The organism is Deinococcus carri (genome assembly GCF_039545055.1).
In the GTDB taxonomy this organism is placed as follows: Bacteria; Deinococcota; Deinococci; order Deinococcales; family Deinococcaceae; genus Deinococcus; species Deinococcus carri.
The window spans coordinates 102,400-117,635 of record NZ_BAABRP010000010.1 but is presented as its reverse complement, the minus strand read 5'-3'; the positions used below and the strand labels follow the sequence as shown (position 1 = coordinate 117,635).

General features: G+C 69.9%; 16 protein-coding genes. 9 read left to right on the top strand and 7 right to left on the bottom strand.

Going from position 1 to position 15,236, the window contains the following annotated elements; genetic code table 11:
• Positions 1-36 precede the first annotated feature (36 nt).
• Positions 37-348, bottom strand: coding sequence for a hypothetical protein (locus tag ABEA67_RS13165; RefSeq protein WP_345465874.1), 312 nt, complete (start codon positions 346-348; stop codon positions 37-39).
• A 72-nt stretch (positions 349-420) separates the two neighbouring features.
• Here ABEA67_RS13165 and cobA point away from each other — a divergent pair, with 72 nt between their 5' ends.
• The 7 genes from cobA (at position 421) to ABEA67_RS13130 (ending at position 6,949) form a co-directional block, all read left to right on the top strand.
• Positions 421-1,968 carry a uroporphyrinogen-III C-methyltransferase gene (gene cobA / locus ABEA67_RS13160; protein WP_345465873.1) on the top strand — a complete coding sequence of 516 codons (1,548 nt, stop codon included), beginning with the start codon at positions 421-423 and terminating at the stop codon, positions 1,966-1,968.
• Between the two features lie 72 nt (positions 1,969-2,040).
• On the top strand, positions 2,041-3,186 hold the full coding sequence (locus ABEA67_RS13155) for an HD domain-containing phosphohydrolase (RefSeq protein WP_345465871.1): 1,146 nt from the start codon (positions 2,041-2,043) through the stop codon (positions 3,184-3,186).
• Between the two features lie 142 nt (positions 3,187-3,328).
• Positions 3,329-3,904: a precorrin-2 dehydrogenase/sirohydrochlorin ferrochelatase family protein gene (locus ABEA67_RS13150; RefSeq protein ID WP_345465868.1), complete on the top strand. Its 576-nt coding sequence runs from the start codon at positions 3,329-3,331 to the stop codon at positions 3,902-3,904.
• Positions 3,901-5,001, top strand: coding sequence for a glutamyl-tRNA reductase (gene hemA, locus ABEA67_RS13145; RefSeq protein ID WP_345465865.1), 1,101 nt, complete (start codon positions 3,901-3,903; stop codon positions 4,999-5,001). Before ABEA67_RS13150 ends, hemA begins: the two co-directional genes overlap by 4 nt.
• Positions 5,002-5,147: 146 nt before the next feature.
• A complete protein-coding gene (gene ygfZ / locus ABEA67_RS13140; RefSeq protein ID WP_345465863.1) occupies positions 5,148-6,029 on the top strand; it encodes a CAF17-like 4Fe-4S cluster assembly/insertion protein YgfZ in 882 nt (293 codons plus the stop codon).
• Complete coding sequence (locus ABEA67_RS13135) at positions 6,022-6,465, top strand: hypothetical protein (protein ID WP_345465861.1); 444 nt, start codon at positions 6,022-6,024, stop codon at positions 6,463-6,465. Before ygfZ ends, ABEA67_RS13135 begins: the two co-directional genes overlap by 8 nt.
• Before the next feature lie 70 nt (positions 6,466-6,535).
• Entirely contained in the window at positions 6,536-6,949 is a 414-nt protein-coding gene (locus ABEA67_RS13130; RefSeq protein WP_345465859.1) for a GNAT family N-acetyltransferase, read from the top strand.
• Positions 6,950-6,999: 50 nt separating this feature from the next.
• Here ABEA67_RS13130 and ABEA67_RS13125 read toward each other — a convergent pair whose 3' ends face one another.
• The 3 genes from ABEA67_RS13125 to ABEA67_RS13115 all read right to left on the bottom strand — a co-directional run bounded on the left by ABEA67_RS13125 (position 7,000) and on the right by ABEA67_RS13115 (position 10,935).
• Positions 7,000-8,022: an ABC transporter permease gene (locus tag ABEA67_RS13125; protein WP_345465857.1), complete on the bottom strand. Its 1,023-nt coding sequence runs from the start codon at positions 8,020-8,022 to the stop codon at positions 7,000-7,002.
• The gene (locus ABEA67_RS13120) at positions 8,022-9,044 is read right to left on the bottom strand and encodes an ABC transporter permease (RefSeq protein ID WP_345465855.1); all 1,023 of its coding nucleotides are present in this window, start codon (positions 9,042-9,044) and stop codon (positions 8,022-8,024) included. Before ABEA67_RS13120 ends, ABEA67_RS13125 begins: the two co-directional genes overlap by 1 nt.
• Before the next feature lie 169 nt (positions 9,045-9,213).
• On the bottom strand, positions 9,214-10,935 hold the full coding sequence (locus ABEA67_RS13115; RefSeq protein ID WP_345465853.1) for an ABC transporter substrate-binding protein: 1,722 nt from the start codon (positions 10,933-10,935) through the stop codon (positions 9,214-9,216).
• Positions 10,936-11,146: 211 nt separating this feature from the next.
• Here ABEA67_RS13115 and ABEA67_RS13110 point away from each other — a divergent pair, with 211 nt between their 5' ends.
• Both ABEA67_RS13110 and ABEA67_RS13105 read left to right on the top strand, forming a co-directional pair.
• On the top strand, positions 11,147-12,166 hold the full coding sequence (locus ABEA67_RS13110; RefSeq protein ID WP_345465851.1) for a D-alanine--D-alanine ligase family protein: 1,020 nt from the start codon (positions 11,147-11,149) through the stop codon (positions 12,164-12,166).
• 99 nt (positions 12,167-12,265) lie between these two features.
• A complete protein-coding gene (locus ABEA67_RS13105) occupies positions 12,266-12,781 on the top strand; it encodes a M23 family metallopeptidase (protein WP_345465849.1) in 516 nt (171 codons plus the stop codon).
• Here the strand turns inward: ABEA67_RS13105 and ABEA67_RS13100 are convergent.
• The 3 genes from ABEA67_RS13100 to ABEA67_RS13090 all read right to left on the bottom strand — a co-directional run bounded on the left by ABEA67_RS13100 (position 12,750) and on the right by ABEA67_RS13090 (position 15,209).
• The gene (locus ABEA67_RS13100) at positions 12,750-13,394 is read right to left on the bottom strand and encodes a histidine phosphatase family protein (RefSeq protein ID WP_345465848.1); all 645 of its coding nucleotides are present in this window, start codon (positions 13,392-13,394) and stop codon (positions 12,750-12,752) included. The two genes, ABEA67_RS13105 and ABEA67_RS13100, sit on opposite strands and share 32 nt — an antisense overlap.
• Before the next feature lie 199 nt (positions 13,395-13,593).
• A complete protein-coding gene (locus ABEA67_RS13095) occupies positions 13,594-14,565 on the bottom strand; it encodes an NUDIX domain-containing protein (protein ID WP_345465847.1) in 972 nt (323 codons plus the stop codon).
• Positions 14,562-15,209, bottom strand: coding sequence for a nucleoside deaminase (locus ABEA67_RS13090; protein ID WP_345465845.1), 648 nt, complete (start codon positions 15,207-15,209; stop codon positions 14,562-14,564). Before ABEA67_RS13090 ends, ABEA67_RS13095 begins: the two co-directional genes overlap by 4 nt.
• Between the last annotated feature and the right edge of the window lie 27 nt (positions 15,210-15,236).

The following is a 15,236-nucleotide window of genomic DNA, read 5'->3' as shown; positions in this document are numbered from 1 at the left end:
TGGTCAAACTCCATCGGCGTTAGCCCCACCAGCCGCTCAAAGGAACGCGCTCGGGACTTCAGCTTCTCCAGCCGTAACACCCCTGAACCTACCTGCTCCTACCTCTACTGCGCAACGGGTCTTGAGAGGGGCATAGGCCAGATAGACCCCTGTCAGGGCCAGGACCAGGGCAACGATTCCCAGCGTACGCACCGTCACGAAGACGCGTTCGATGGTCGCTATGGCCTCAGGATTGCCGTTGTCATTGAAGCCCGCCGCAAACCCCAGCATCAGGCCCAGACCGCACAGGGCAGCCAGAGCCAGCAGAGACAGAGTCGTGAGCAGGCAGCCCACTGGACGAGGACGCATGGCCCAGCATAGCCAGGCCCCACCGCCCCTCTCCCCGCATTTGTCCCCCCCGCCGCCCGCTAGCCTGAGCACATGACCGCCGACGCCTCCCCCACCCCTGCCCCGACCTCCCGCGCGTTCGTGTCCCTGATCGGGGCGGGACCGGGCGACCCCGGCCTGCTGACACTGCGCGGGGCCGAGGCGCTGCGGCAGGCGGACGTGGTGCTGTTCGACTACCTGGCGAACCCGGAGCTGCTGCGCCACTGCCCGCAGGCCGAGACGATCTACGTGGGCAAGAAGGGCTTTTCGGAGTACATCTCGCAGGAGCAGATCAACGCGCTGCTTGTGGACAAGGCGCGGGAAGGCGGTGGCAAGCGGGTGGCGCGGCTCAAGGGCGGCGACGTGTTCGTGTTCGGGCGCGGCGGCGAGGAGGCCGAGGCGTGCGTGCAGGCCGGGATTCCCTTTGAGGTCGTGCCGGGCGTGACCAGCGCCATCGCCGCGCCCGCCTACGCCGGGATACCGGTCACCCACCGGGAGGCCGCGCGCAGTTTCGCCGTGCTGACCGGCAACACGAAGGAGGGCGGCGCGCACTACGAGCGCCTCTCCGGCGTGGACACACTGGTGCTACTGATGGGGGTGCGCAACCTGGACCAGATTGCAGCCGACCTGATCGCGGCGGGCCGCGACCCGCAGACGCCCGCCGCCACCGTGCAGTGGGGCACCACCGCGCGGCAGCGGGTGGCGACGGGCACCCTCGCCACCATCGCGCAGGCGGTGCGCGAGGCCGGGCTGGAAGCCCCCGCCGTCACGGTCGTGGGGGAGGTCGCCCGCCTGCGGGACACGCTGCGCTGGTTCGACAAGGTCCCCGGCGTGGGTGGTCCCCTGGCCGGGCGCACGGTCGCCGTGACCCGCACGCGGGGGGGTGCGAGCGCGCTCTCGGACGTGCTGCGCGCACGGGGGGCGGACGTGCTGGAGGTGCCCCTCATCCGCTTCGCGGACACCGGGGACGAGGCCGCGCTGCACGCCCGCCTGCGCGACCTGACCGGCGTGACATGGCTGCTGCTCACCAGCAACCAGGCGGTCACGGCGCTGTTCACGCACCTCAGGCGGCTGGGGCTGGACGCGCGGCACCTGGGTGGGGTGCGGCTCGCGGCGGTGGGGCCAAGCACCGCCCGCAGCCTGGAGGAGGGGGGCCTGCGCGCCGATTTCGTGCCCTCCACCCCCGGCGCGCGGCACCTGGGCGCAGAGCTTCCGGCACAGGCGGGCGACCTCGTGCTGCACCTGACCAGCCAGGTCGCGGAGGACGACCTGCAACGGGGGCTGGAAGCGCGCGGCGTCCGTTACGAACGCGCCGAGCTGTACCGCACCGAACCGGCCCAGATGACCCAACACGCGCTGGCACGGTTGCGGCAGGCCGACGTGGTGACCCTCGCCTCCGGCAGCGCGGCGCGGCACCTGGCGGCCCTGGCGGGAACCGACTTCGCGGTCGCCGCGATGGGGCCGCAGACGGCGGACGCGGCGCGGGCAGCAGGTTTCGCGCGGGTGACCGTGGCGCAGGAGGCGGCGCTGGAAGCTCTGGCGGACGCTGCCCAGGCCGCGCTCGCCGGGACACAGGAGGCGGCCACCCCGCCCAGCATCTGAACCTGGTTCAGACTGTACGATCTCTCCAGATTTCTTCTAGGCAAGCGAGTGACGGGCGTGTCAGTCTGCGGCATGTCACCCCGGAGTACCCCCACGACCAGCCAGTCCGCCTGGTCTGGGCAGCCACAGGAGGACCAGGCCGACCTGGCGGCCCTGCTGGAACTCAGCCAGGCCATGCTGGGTGCCCAGACCGCCGCCGAGGTGGAGGAGGTGCTGACCCGCCTCAGCGTGCGGCTGCTGGAGACGCGCTACGCGCTGTTCCTGCGCTACTGGCAGGAACAGGACGTGCTGCGCGTGACCACCCAGGCGGGCCAGTACGCCGCCGAACTGGGCACGGTGCTGTACCGGGGCCAGGGCCTGTCCTGGCAGGCGGCGCTGGGGCCGGAGGCCGTCTTGCGCGTTCACCGCGACGCCCTGCCGCCCCAGGCTGTCCTGCAACCCGGCACGCCCCGGCAGTCCGCGCTGTTCGCGCCGCTGCGCACGTCGGGCGGGCGGCTGCTGGGCATCCTGACGGTCGGGCGGATCGCGCCGGACTTCACCCGGCGCGACGAGACACTGCTGGCGACCTTTGCCAATGCCGGGACGGTCACGCTGGAGCGCATCTACCAGACACAGCAGGCCAACGCCACCCGCGACGGGGCGCTGCTGGCCCTGGGGCTGGCCCTGGAAGCCCGCGACTACGAGACGCAGGGCCACACCAGCCGCACCGTGACGCTGGCCCAGGAACTGGGCGGCCGGCTGGGGCTGGAGGCGGCAGAGCTGGACGCGCTGCGGCAGGGAGCCTACCTGCACGACATCGGCAAGCTCAGCGTGCCCGACAGCGTGCTGCTCAAGCCCGGTCCCCTCACGCCCGCCGAGCGCACCGTGATGCAGGAACACGTGCGGACGGGCGAGGCGCTGGTGCGGCACATTCCCACCATTCCCGCCGGCGTGCTGGCCGTGATCCGCTCGCACCACGAGCGCTGGGACGGCCAGGGCTACCCCGACGGCCTGCCGGGCGAGGCAATTCCGCTGCTGGCCCGGATTTTTGCCGTGGTGGACGTGTTCGATGCCCTGACCCACCAGCGCCCCTACCACGCCGCCCGCCCCATCGAGGAGGCCCTGGCCCTGATTCGCGCCGAGGCGGGGCACCACTTCGACCCGGCGGTGGTCGCGGCCTTTCTGGAGTTGCTGGGGGACGGCGCGAGCGAACCTACCCCGGCTCCCCCGACCCCCTGAGACGAGATGGCTCTGATTCCAGGGAATCAACGCAATTGTGTAGAACCGCCCCAGCCTCCCCGCCGAAAATGCCGTCCGGCACGTGTTTCTTACCGTTCAGTCGGGGACGCCCGCCCCGGCGCGGCGCGCTATGCTACGCCCCATGAGTCTGGCGGCCTTCCTGGAACTGCGCGGCGAGGCGGCCCTGGTGGTGGGGGGCGGCCCGGTCGCCCTGCGCCGCACCCGCACGCTGCTGGAAGGTGGCCTGCGCGTGACTGTCGTCGCGCCCGAGCTGCACCCCGACTTCGCGGCCCTGCCGGTGCAGACCGAGTGTCGCCCCTACCAGCCCGCCGACCTGCGCGGGGTGCGGGTGGTGGTGGCCGCCACGGACAGCCCTGCCGTCAACGACGCCGTGTGTGACGCGGCCCGCGTTGACGGCATCCTGGTCAACCACGCGGGCGAGGCAGCGCGCGGCACCCTGCGCTTTCCCGCCCTGACCCGACGCGGCCCCGTGCAGGTGGCCGTCGGTACGGGCCGCGAGCTGCCGCTGCTGGCGCAGGCCCTCGCGGAACGGTTCGCGGCGCTGCTGCCGGGGGAAGAAGCGGTGGAACGCTGGGCGGCCCGGCGCGAGCAGGCCCTGGCCCTAGCCCCCGCCGAGCGCACCCGCGCCCTGGCCGACCTGCGCGCCGACATCCGCGCCGCGCTGGGCCTGCCCGCCCGTGTGGAGGGAGCCGCGTGACGCTGGCCTGCCCGACCGCCCGCGCCTTCCTGGCCCAGCCGCAGGTGCTATCGCCCGCCCCGCTGGACTTTGCCGTGGTGGGCCTGAACCACCAGACCGCGCCCGTCGAGGTGCGCGAGCGGGCCGCCGTGCGCGCCGGGGAGGAACAGGCCCTGCTGGAGCACCTCTCGCGCCATGCGCAGGAAGTGATGCTGCTCTCCACCTGCAACCGCACCGAGGTCTACCTGGCGGGCATCGGGGGCGACCCGGTCAGCGCCTTCGAGGGGGCCTGGGGGCACGCGCTGGACGGGCACCTGTATGTCCACCGGGGGGAGGCGGCCGTCATGCACCTCTACCGGGTGGCGGCGGGCCTGGACAGCCTGGTGATCGGGGAGACGCAGATTCAGGGCCAGGTCAAGCGGGCCTGGCAGGCGGCGCGCGAGGAGCACCTCTCCGGCACGCTGCTGAACAAGATTGCCCAGGGGGCGCTCGCCGCCGGGAAACGCGTGCGCCACGAAACCGGCCTCAGCGACAAGGTGGTCAGCGTCTCCAGCGCCGCCGTCGAACTCGCGCAGGCGGCGCTGGGCGACCTCACGCGGCGCACGGCCCTGATCCTGGGCGCGGGCGAGACGGCTGAGCTGACCCTCACGCACCTGCGGGCGGCGGGCGTGCAGGACGTGATCGTGGTCAACCGCACCGCCGAGCGTGCCCGCCAGCTGGCCGAGCGCCTGGGCGGCCGCGCCTGCGCCGCCGAGTACCTGCATGAAGTTCTGCCCGAGGCCGACGTGGTGATCGCCTCCAGTGCCGCCCCCCACTACGTCCTGGGCGGTGACGGTGTGCGCGCCGCCCTGGCCGCCCGGCCCGAGCGCCCCATGTTCCTGATCGACATCAGCGTGCCGCGCATCCTGAATCCCGACATCGGGGCGGTGCCGGGGGCCTTTCTCTACAACCTCGACGACCTCACCGCCATCGTGAGCCGCAACCTGCAAAGCCGCCGCGCCGCCCTCCCCCACGCCGAGGCCATCATCCGCGAGGCCGCCTCCGACCTGATGCGCTGGCACCTCACCCGCGAGGCGCAACTGGGGCGGCGGCGGGAGCTGGCGCTGGCGAGTGACTGAGGGGAGAGGGTGAGTGGTCAGTAGGCAGTGGTGAGTGGGAAAAGCAAGACCCTGTCCCCACTGACCACTCACCACGGACCACTTCCCGCCCTCCCGCGTACCGCGCACCACCAACCGCCTGCCCGTTTTCCCGTACCCTGCCCCTCATGTGGACCCGGCTTCCTTCCAGTGCGCTGCGGCTGACCGGCGCGGACCGCGTGGACTTCGTGCAGGGGCAGATGACGAACGACCTGCGGGGCGCGCCCACGCCCGGCGTGGTGGCCTGCTGTTTTCTGAACGTGCGCGGGCAGATCGAGTTCTTCGCGCGGGCGTACAAGCGAGAGGACGACGTGTACCTGCACCTCGACGCCGGGCAGGCGGAGGCGCTGGCCGCGCGGCTGCGGCGCTACATCATCTTCGATCAGGTGGACGTGCAGGACGTGACCGGCGAGCTGCGGACCGTGCATGTCTGGGGCGGGCAGCCGGTGCCGGGCTGGAACGAGTCCGGCGGGGACGCGCAGAGCTTCGAGTTGGGCGGCGGGACGGTCCTGGCCGGGCGCGTCAACCGCACCGGCACCCCCGGCCTCGACCTGCACTACCTCGCCCGGCAGGAGGCGGAGGTGCTGGCCGCGCTGGGCGGCGAGGAAACGCCGCTGAACGTGCTGGACGGGGCGCGGGTGCAAGCCGGCCTCCCCGACGTGACCCGCGACGGCTTTGTGGGCACGCTGCCGCAGGAAGTCGGCCTGGATGTGGGCGGGCCGCTGCCGGCCATCAGCTACCGCAAGGGCTGTTACGTGGGCCAGGAAATCATGGCCCGGCTGGAGGCGCGCGGCAACGCCCACTACCACCTCGCCCGGCTGAGCGGCGAGGGCCTCCCCGACCGGGCGGAGGTCACGCGGGGCGGGAAGGTGGTCGGGCAGGCGGGGCTGCACGCGGGCGGCCTGAGCCTCGCGCGGCTGCGTAAGGAACTCGCGCCGGGGGAGCAGGTGGAGGTAGGCGGCGTTCCCGCCACGGTGCAGCCCCTCACCCCCGCGCCTGCCGATGCTTGATGCCTTTGCCCGCGACCTGCGCGGCGGCACTCCGGCCGACTTGACCCGCGCCGCGCGGAGGGCGCAGATGGTGGCCCTGGCGGTCCTGGCGCTGCCGGGGCTGCCGCTGGGGGGCCTGTACCTGCTGACCCGGCCCGCGCCGCTGCCGCTGCCCTGGGTCGCCGCGCTGGGCCTGCTGGCCGCGGGGCTGGCGCTGCTCGCCCTGCGCCTGGCGCGGGGAGCCGCCCGTGACCCGCAGCCACCCCCACCCCGCCGGGCGCTGGCCGCGGCCATCCAGGCCGCCCCCGCCCCCGCCATCCCCTTTCTGCTGGGGTGCGCCTTCCTGGCCCAGCCCGCCGCGTGGGCCGTGCTGTGGGGGGTGGCCGTGCTGGCCGGGGTCGTGGCATGGGCCAGTGTGCCCGGCTGGGTGCGGGAGGCCACGGCGCGGGCGGCCTGACCGCCCTTTCTCCTGACCCTCCGCCAGATGGCGCAGGCGCAACCCCACCCCGCCCCTTAGCCTGGGCCGGATGGAAGCCCAGACCGCCCGCCTGCTGCTGCTGCCCCTGTTTCCCGCACGGCTCGCCGCCTTCGACCCGGTCAGAGAAAGGTGGAGCGCAACTCTGGTCGAACGGGCCACCCTCAGCGCCGTCGGGCAGATGGGGGCGAAGGGCACACCCGACGCACGGGGCGACCTGGAGATCGGGTACGGCCTGAATCCGGAGGTCTGGGGCCGGGGGTACGCCACCGAGGCGGTGGGGGCGCTGGTCGGGGCACTGCTGGCCCGCCCCGACGTGCGGCGCGTGACGGCCCAGACCGCCACCACCAACCCGGCCAGTGGGCGCGTGCTGGAAAAGCTGGGCTTCACGCGGGTCGGCCAGGCCTGGGACGCGGAAGACGGCGACCTGCTCGTGTGGGCACGCGGGCGGGCTGGAGGGGCATGAAAAAGCCCCCGCCGGAAGCAGCGGGGGCAGGCAAGGGGAAAGCGAGTCGCTCAGCGGCTCTTGGGGTCGTAGGCGTCGCGCAGGGCGTCACCGAAGAGGTTGAAGCCCAGGCTGAACAGGACGATAAAGGCGGCAGGGTACACCATCACCCACCAGAACTGCGGCTGGAGCCACGCGCGGGCGAAGTCCACCAATTGGCCCCACTCGGCGTAGCCAGTCGGATAGCCCAGCCCCAGGAAGGACAGGGCCGCCACACTGAGCGGCACGGTGCCCAAGTCCAGAATCGCCAGGGTGATCACGCTAGCGAGGCTGTTGGGAATCACGTGCTTCATGATCAGCCGCCAGTCGCGGGCACCCAGCGAGCGGGCCGCGTCCACGTACTCCAGTTGCCGGGTCCGCAGCACCTCGCCGCGCACGATGCGGGCATAGTAGGCCCAGCCCGCCACCGTGTAGGCCAGGATGATCGGGAATGAGGGGTCCACGCCGGGGTTGCGCGCGCGCAGGAACGTGACCAGGATGATGGTCAGCACCAGCGGGGGCAGCGCATATAGCACGTCGATAAAGCGCTGGAGCAGGTTGTCGATCCAGCCGCCGTAAAAGCCGCTGATCGCCCCCAGGATCAAGCCCAGGATCAGATTGATACCCACCACAATCAACGACAGCTTGAACATAGTGCGGGTGCCCCACACCAGGCCGTAGAAGATGTCGTAGCCCTGGCTGGTGCCGAAATAGGCCTGCGGGCTGGGCGGCGCGGGGTTGGGCGCGAAGCTCTCGCGCTCAATGGCGTAGCAACTGGGCGGGGCCGCGAAGAGGGCTTTCCAGAAGCCGCCGTTCGCGGGGTTGTAGATCTGGTTGGGGCTGCTGAGATTCAGGTCGCGCAGGCAATTGCCGCCCGCCTCGGCGGAGGGTCGAGCGATCCAGGGGGCAAAAAAGGCCGTCAACACGAACAGCAGTGTGATCGCCAGCCCGAACATGGCGAGCTTATTGCGGCGCAGCTTCAGCACCGGGCGGGAGGTCAGGAAGGTCTTGAAGCGGCTTTCCCGGCGCTGGGGGGGAGCACTGATTGTCGTCATCAGTCAAACCTCACGCGGGGATCGACCACCCCGTACAGGATATCGGTCAGGGTGCTGATCACCACCACGATCAGCGCCGAGAGCAGGGCGAAGCCCAGCACGGCGGGAATATCGAGTTGCAGGGCGGACTGCACCACCCACTGCCCGATGCCTGGGTAGGCGAAGATGGTCTCGGTGATCACAGCACCGCTCAGCAGGCCGATGATCAGGAAACCGCCCAGCGTGATCACCGACAGCAGGGCGTTACGCCGGGCGTGCTTGAGGTTCACAGCCCGTTCAGGCAGTCCCTTGGCACGCGCGGTGCGGACGTAATCGCTGGTGAGCGCTTCGAGCATGTTGTTGCGCATCACCTTGAGGATGGTCGCACTGTTGATGACGATCAGCGTCAGCGCGGGCATGATCAGGTGCCGGAACACGTCGAGCGCCACATCGAACTTGCCATTGAGCAAAGCGTCAATGCCCAACATCCCGGTGTAGCGTTTGATGTCACTCACCGCGAACTGGTTGAGCACCTCAAGCTGCCCGGCCCCCGGCAACCAGCCCAGATAGCCGTACAGTACGGCCAGCAGCACAATCCCCAGCACAAAGGACGGCAGGCTGTAGCCCAGCACGGCAAAGACGCGCAGCACCTGGTCGATAAACCGGTCCTTGTTCAGCGCGCTGAGGGTGCCCAGCCAGACGCCGATCAGGATGATCGGAATGGCCGTGACCAGCGTCAGCTCGATCGTGTTGGGCAGGCGGTCGTGAATGGTTTGCAGCACCGGCTGACCGCTGGCCTTGGAAAAGCCCAGGTCGCCGTGCAGGGTGCTGCCGAGCCACTTGCCGTACTGCACCGGGAACGGCTGATCCAGGCCCCGGTCACGAATGATGCGTTCGAGTTGCGCGGCCTGCTGGTCACTCTTGATGTAACCGGCAGCACGCTGGGCAGGCGTGAGCAACATGGTAAGGGCCACAATCAGAATCGACAGGGCCAGCATGACCAGTGGAATCTGAATGAGGCGGCGGACGATGAAATTGAGCATGAGAAACCTCTGGAAGAACCCGTCAGGGAGTTCAGCTTGATTGTCCTCGCAAAAGGGGGGCCTGTGATGAAAACAGGTGAAGAGCCGGGCTGCCCTCCCCTCCCTGGGTCAGGAACACGACACAGCGGGGCGGGGGAACGTCGCCGCCCCCCCGCCAGAGAGATTCCGCTTACTTCTTGCTGAGGTCCTTCCAGTTGGTACCGGTGTACGAGAAGCCCACCATGGGGTTGTAGGTCTGGGCCGTCGCGCCCACCAGGTTGTTGCGCTGCACATTCACACCAACGCCCGCAGGCACCAGGATGAAGGGAGCCTGTTCGTAGGCACGCTGGCCGACCAGGCTGTACAGGCGGTTACGCTCGGCCTGGTTGGTGGTGGTGCGGGCCTGCTCCAGCCACTTGTCCACAGAGGCGTCCTTCCAGTTGCTGCGGGGGTAGTAGTACCCGTTGCTGCTGTAGAAGGTGTACATGAAGTTGTCGGGGTCGGCGTAGTCGGGTGCCCAGCCGATCAGGATCATCGGCTCCTTGCCCGCCTTGGAATCGTTGAGCATCGCCGACCATTCCTTGGCCTGGATGTTCACGCGGAACTTGGGGTTCAGCGCCTCGACGTTCCGCTTCAGGATTTCCATCGCGGTCTGGCTGGACACGCTTCCCGCACGGTACGCCACGTTCAGCGTGAAGCCGTTCTTCCAGACGTTGCCGCCCCAGGCACGCTGGAAGTAGGCCTTGGCCTGCGCCGGGTCATACTTGTAGGTCTTGACCTTCGCGTCATAGCCGGGGAAGCTGCTAGGGAGCAGCATGGTGAGCTGCTTGCCCTTGCCCTTCTGCACGTCGCTGATGTACTGCGCGTAGTTGAAGGCGTAGGAGAAGCCACGGCGCACGTTCACGTCGCTGAAGAAGTTGGCAGGAATGCCCTGGCCGTCCAGCTTGCCGCTGCCCAGACGTCCGGCGTCCTTGATGTTCTCGTTCATGAAGATGGCGTAGGCGCTGGTGTTGGGCAGGTCGTCCACAACCACCACACCGGGCTTGCCCTTGAGCTGCTCCTCGATGTTGGCGCGCGAGCCAGGCTCGATCAGGTCGGCGTCACCACGCAGGAAAGCCTGCTGGCGGGCGGCCAGTTCGGGCACCTTCTGAATGATCACGTTCTTGATCGCAGGCTTCTTGCCCCAGTAGCCGTCAAAGGCCTGGGCCAGGATGGCGTTGGCGTCCTTGCGAACCAGCCGGTACGCCCCCGTACCACTGGGGCTGGCACTCAGCTTGCTGCCCTGGAGGTCCTTGCCGACCCAGTTCTTCCAGTCGGCCTCGGTGCCCTTCCACTCGCCCAGACCGATAGCATGCTTGCTGTCCACGATGCCCTGGCCGGTGTAAGCCAGCTTGGCGAGGAATGCCGGGTCCGGCTTGGGCAGTGTGAAGACGAGCTGGCCCTTGCTGTTGCACTCCACGGCCTTGTCGATCCTGGCCCAGGTGATGCTCTTGTCGTCGTTGGCGTTCGCGCCGACGCCCAGCAGGCTGTCGGCCAGGAACCAGTTGCCCGACTCGGCGGCGTTGGTCACCAGGTTGCGCTCGAAGGTGTACTCGGCGTCACGGCAGGTAAAGGGGTTGCCGGAGTGGAACTTGACGTTCTTGCGCAGGTCGAAGGTGTAGGTCTTGCCCCCGTTGCTGATGGTCCACTTGGTCGCCAGCAGCGGCTCGAGGTCACGCAGGCTGGAACCCTTGTAGGTCAGCAGCGTCTCGTAGATGTTCTCCACGATCTGGCTGCTGGCGGTGTCGTAGGTCGCGCCGGGGTCGAGGGTGGGCGTGTCCGCGGCCTGCTGAACGACGAGGGTGTCCTTGGGGGCGGCGGCAAAGGCCGCGCCAGCGAGAAGCAGGGTGCTGAGCAGAGCGAGTTTCTTCATTGCGCCTCCTGGGCAGAGGTACCCCGCACGCCGCAACCTTGGTTGCGAGAACAGAGCACCGATGTGGGGTTAAACGCTAGGCATCATAGCGTAGGCTGAGCAGCGGGTGTGAGAGTTCCCAAAGAGCCGAACGAGGTCTAGATCGCAGTTTTGGGGGCGTCTGATACTCTTTATGAGTCTTTTGAGTGCCGGGAGTGCCATACTGCCCCCTGTGAAGAAGCGCATCCTGCTGCTGGCGGGCGGTCAGTCCGGCGAGCACGAAGTCAGCCTCAGAAGTGCCCGCAGCGTTCTCAGCGCCCTGCCCCGCGACCAGTTCGACGTGACGCCGGTGGTGATCAGCCCGCAGGGACGCTGGCTGGCCCCCGGCGATACCCAGCGCGCGCTGGAAAGCGGCGAGGCCCAGGGCGGCGGCGACCTGGTGCTGCACCGCGCCGCCACCGCCGAGGGCTATGACGCCGTGTTCCCGCTGCTGCACGGCCCGATGGGCGAGGACGGCACCATCCAGGGCCTGCTGACGCTGGCCGGGATTCCCTTCGTGGGGTCGGGGGTGCTGGGGTCGGCGGTCAGCATGGACAAGGTGATGACCAAGCAGGTGCTGGCCTCGGCGGGGGTGCCGCAGGTGGCCTGGCGGCTGGCCGTGCGCCGCGAGTGGCAGACCAGGCCGGAGGAAGTGCGCGCCCGCGCCGGAGAGCTGGGCTACCCCCTCTTCGTGAAGCCCGCCAACCTGGGGTCGAGCGTGGGCATCAGCAAGGTGAACCACGCCGGGGAACTGGAGCGCGCCCTGGACCTGGCCTTCGACCTCGACCGCCGCGTGATTCTGGAGGCCATGACGGCCCACAAGCCGCGCGAGGTGGAGGTCGGCATTCTGGGCAACGACGCGCCCATCGCCAGCCCCGTGGGCGAACTGCGCTTCGACGCCGACTTCTACGACTACGAGACCAAGTACACCGAGGGCCGCGCGACCATGCACATTCCTGCCCCGCTGCCGCCCGAGGTGGCCGAGCGCGTGCGGACGCTGGCGCTGGCGGCCTTCCGCGCGCTGGACTGTGCCGGGCTGGCCCGCGTGGACTTCTTCTACGTCGAGCAGACGGGCGAGCTGTTCCTGAACGAGGTCAACACCATGCCCGGCTTCACCACGACCAGCATGTATCCCAAACTCTTCGAGGCGGCGGGCCTGAGCTACAGCGAACTCGTGACGCGGCTGGTGGAACTGGCGCTGGAAGAAAGGTAGGCGGGAGGCGGTGCGCGGGATGCGGGGAAAGCCCCGTCCTGCCACCTACGCCGCACGCAGAGCGGTCCTCCTCTCATCCAGGCGGCCCATGCTGAAAGCGTGCGCCGCCTGCTCCGTCTGCTGCTGGTTCTCGCGCTGCTGGCCGGGGCGATGTACTTGCTGTGGCCGAGTGTGCAGCGGGCGCAGCGGTATGCGGCCCTGGTGGGGGCACCGGCCGCCACTGCCGGGAGCCTCCCGAATCCCCTCCCCGGCCAGCGCTTCGCGGACACCTGGGGTGGGGCGCGCAGCGAAGGCCGCAAACATGAGGGCGTGGACATCTTCGCGCCGCGCGGCACGCCCGTCCAGGCCACCACGCGCGGCTTCGTGCTGAACGTGGGCGAGAATCGGCTGGGCGGACGCACGGTAATGGTGCTCGGCCCTAGCGGGCAGCGGCATTACTACGCGCACCTCGACCGCTACGCGGGCCTCCAGGAAGGGCAGTGGCTCGAGGCCGGAACCGTGGTGGGCTACGTGGGCAACAGCGGCAACGCCAAGGGCACACCCCCGCACCTGCACTACGGTATCTATCAGATAGGCGGTGCGGTCAATCCCTATCCGCTGTTGCGGCAGAACTAGCAAGGTGCGGCATCCGGTTGACGCCGGTCAGCCAGGCCGTGTGGCTGGTGCGGGACAGCTCGACGGTCGCAAATGCGGTGTCCCCGAACAGGAACCAGGCCCGCTGTGCTCCCGTCAGCTCTCGCAGCAGGCTGTTCAGAAAGCCGCCGTGCGACACCACCAGGAGATTCGCGGTCCCCGCCTGCCCCCCCACCTGCCACAGCCGCTCCAGCGCCAGCAGTGCCCGCGCCCGGATGGCGGCCTGACTCTCGCCGCCCGCTGCCGTGAAGGCGTCGAGGTCGTGCCGGAAGGCGGGAATGGGAAAGCGGCGCAGCGCCTCGTCACGCGGCAGCCCTGCCAGCGGGCCATTGTCCCACTCGCGCAGCAGGTCGTCGGGGTACAGGGGCACCCCCAGCGCGTCCGTGACGATGCGGGCCGTCTCGTGGGCGCGGGCCAGGGTGGAACAGAAGGCCAGTTCGAAGCCGGGCGGATGGGCCTGCCAGTAGGCCGCGAGTGCCTGCGCCTGGGCGCGGCCCACCGCCGTCAGCGGCGAGTCGTAGCGGCCCTCGTGAACGCCCTCGTCGTCGGCGCGGCTGCGGCCGTGGCGCAGGAGGGTGAGGTGGAGGGCGGTCATGCGGGGGCCGTGCGGGACGCGGTGCGCGGGAGGCGGTGCGCGGTGAAAGCGAGCAGAGGCCCCCTCATACGGTTTCCGTCCAATCCGTTATCGAAGCGGGAAAGCGCCGCTTCGAGAACTCCTTTCCCGGCAACCGTTTCTTTCCTGCTCGCTCCGCTCGGGTTGAACAGTCTTTGTAACTGTTCAACCGGAATTCGTATCATCCGGTCCTCGCGGCCAGAATTACTCGCTCAGCCGCGCTCACGGCCACCTCGGTGCAGGTCAGGGCGGGGTGTGCCCACAGCGCCTCACGCTCGGGATCGCCCGCGTGCAGGGCCTCGGGCAACCGGCCGGGCGGGCTGAAGTTGTCCAACACCAGCAGGCCGCCGGGGCGCAGGGCATCTACCAGCAGGTCGAGGCTCTCCGTCTCGCGCTTGGCGGGCGCGCAGTCGCTGAAGAGCAGGTCGAAGGGGCCGCGCGTCAGCACCTCCCGCCAGTCGCCGTGGAGCACCTCCGCCCGCCCGTCCCCGGCCAGCACACGGCGGGCGCTCCGGGCGCGTCTGGCGTCCTCCTCCACCGTGAGCAGATAGGCGGCGGCGTCCATTCCCGCCAGCAGCCAAGCCGCGCCTGCCCCCGTCCCGCTGCCCAGTTCCGCGAGGCGTCCGCCGGGGCGCGTGGCGGCCAGCACACGCAGCAGTCGCCCCGTTTCCAGGCTGCTCGTGCGGTCAAAGCCCAGCTGCGCCGCCTGGGTGAGGGCCAGCCGCACCCGCTCCGGCAGGGCCAGCGCGGGGGGCGTCTCCCCTCTCGTCCCCAGGACCTGCCGCAGTTGCGGGTCATCGGCCCAGGGGAGGGCGCGCGGGTTGACCCAGGCGACCGGGCGGCCTTCGGGGCTGGGGTGCAGCGACAGCAGGCGGGCGGGGTAACACGCGGACTCCACGCCGGACGAGCCGCGCAGGGTCCAGGGGTCGCCCGTCACCTCCACCCGCGCGCCGACTTCCTCCCAGGCCTCGCGCACGGCGGCTTCCTCGCCCGTCTCGCCGGGATGGATGCCGCCGCCCGGCAGGGTCCAGCCGCCCCATTCCAGGCCCACCATCAGCACCCGGCCCTGATGCTCGACCCAGACGCAGGCGCGCCCCGTGCGTTCGGGCGACGGCGAGAGGTTCAGAAAGGTCGTGGGGGTGGTGTGGGTCATGCGGCTCCTCCGTCCAGCACATCCAGGACTTCGGCCAGAGCTGCCCCACGCGAACGCAAGTCGCGCAGGGTGCCCCGGTCGTGCAATTCACGGGCGGCGGCCAGGTCTTCCCCGTACTCGTGAAAGGCTTGCAGGAACCGGTCCAGGCCGCTGTACCCCTCCTCCAGAAAGCCCACCAGCGCCAGCCGCAGCGCCGCCCGCCCCACGCTTTCCGGCGCGCGCCCTACCCGGATGCCCTTGCGCGAGACGTAGGGGTCGTCGGTCAGGAGGCGGGTGCAGCCCCCCCACGGGTCGGGCGCGGCGTACTCGACGGCCCGCAGCCCGCTCATGGCGATGGCCCCCGCACACTGCGGGCAGGGTTCGACGGTGGTCAGCACCGTCCAGCCGTAGCACTCTGGGCGTGGTGTGGCGGCCAGATTCAGCAGCGCGTTGATTTCCGCGTGCGCCAGGTCATGCCCACTGATGACGCCCCCTTCCGCCCCACGCGCTTCCCCCAGCCGGTTGCGCCCCCGCGCGATAACTTCCCCCGCCGCATCCACCACGACGGCCCCAATGGGATAGGAGCCGTGCAGATAGGCTTCCCAGGCCTGGGCGAGGGCGGCGAGCCAGGGTTGTGGGATGTGGGCTGTAGGTTGTGGGGTCACATCTTTTCCCACATCCCACAACCCACG